At 53.6% G+C, this 1,329-nt stretch carries 1 protein-coding gene; it reads left to right on the top strand.

Annotation, left to right across the window (positions count from 1 at the left end; translation table 11 throughout):
• Positions 1-57 precede the first annotated feature (57 nt).
• The gene (locus ACOVRA_RS13950) at positions 58-1,287 is read left to right on the top strand and encodes an IS256 family transposase (protein ID WP_395780217.1); all 1,230 of its coding nucleotides are present in this window, start codon (positions 58-60) and stop codon (positions 1,285-1,287) included.
• The last annotated feature ends 42 nt before the right edge of the window (positions 1,288-1,329 follow it).

The raw sequence follows: 1,329 nt of genomic DNA, 5'->3' as shown, positions 1-1,329 counted from the left end.
GGGACTATCAGGAATTTCGTGCGTGGGGGAGCCTGTAGGGAACGGAGGTGATTCCCGATGTCAGAGAAGAAGAGTTTACCCACGATAACGAATGAGGTTTTGGACCAGCTATTGGCGCAGGGAGATATCAAAGACGCCTTTGTGAGTGGCGGTTTGTTTGATGCCTTGAAGAAGGCGTTGGCTGAGCGTGTTTTGAATGCTGAGATGGATCATCATCTGGAGACTGATGCAGCTGAGCGACACGATAACCGGCGCAACGGGGTTGGCCGTAAGACGGTATTGACCGACACGGGGTCGATGGAGATCGCAGTGCCCCGCGACCGACAAGGCCGCTTTGATCCCCAGTTGATTGGCAAGTATCAACGTCGCTTTCCAGGCTTTGATGAGAAGATATTGTCGATGTATGCGCGGGGTATGAGCACGCGCGATATTCAAGGCCATTTACTTGAGATTTATGGCTTAGAAGTTTCGCCAGATCTGATCTCGACGGTGACAAATGCGGTCTTGGAGGAGGTCGGCGTGTGGCAAGGCCGGCCGCTTGAACCCACATATCCCATTGTTTTCTTTGACGCTATCAGGGTCAAAATACGCGACGAAGGGAGTGTCAAAAACCAAGCCATCCATATCGCCCTTGGCGTTCGCCACGATGGCCGCAAGGAGGTACTGGGTCTTTGGGTTGAACAAAATGAGGGGGCCAAATTCTGGCTCCGCGTCATGAATGAGCTCAAGGCACGCGGCACTGATGACATATTGATCGCGGTCGTTGATGGCCTCAAAGGTTTCCCAGACGCCATAAACGCCATCTTTCCCGAGACAATGGTACAAACCTGCATCGTCCATGTTTTGCGCAACAGCCTCGATTTATTGTCTTGGAAGGACCGCAAGCCTGTCGCCACAGCCCTCAAAGACATTTACCGCGCCACCAATGCCGACGAAGCTGAAAAGGCGCTGACGGCCTTTGAAGCAGGGCCATGGGGGCAACGATATGCCGCCATTGGCCAGATCTGGAGGCGGCAATGGAGCCAGATTATCCCTTTCTTCGGCTTTGGGCCTGATGTGCGTAAAATAATCTACACCACCAATGCGATCGAAGCCCTAAACGCCAAACTGCGAAGGGCCGTTCGCGCACGGGGCCACTTCCCAAGCGAAGAAGCCGCAACCAAATTATTGTGGCTGGTCTTGCAACGAACACAAAAAGACTGGACTATGGGGGCAAGGGAATGGTCAGCAGCTAAATCCCAGTTCGCCATCACGTTCGGTGAGCGCTTCATTCAGGCAGCCGCCTAAATGATAACCCGCTCCCCCACGCACGAAATTCCTGATAGTCCC

The sequence above is a fragment of the Aquidulcibacter sp. genome (genome assembly GCF_049239865.1).
In the GTDB taxonomy this organism is placed as follows: Bacteria; Pseudomonadota; Alphaproteobacteria; order Caulobacterales; family Aquidulcibacteraceae; genus Aquidulcibacter.
The sequence above is the reverse complement of the archived record's forward strand: the minus strand, read 5'-3'. Positions and strand labels throughout refer to the sequence as shown.

Coding starts and splice junctions, on each gene's coding strand:
- ACOVRA_RS13950 (WP_395780217.1), top strand. CDS start 58: ATGTCAGAGAAGAAGAGTTTACCCACGATAACGAATGAGGTTTTGGAC.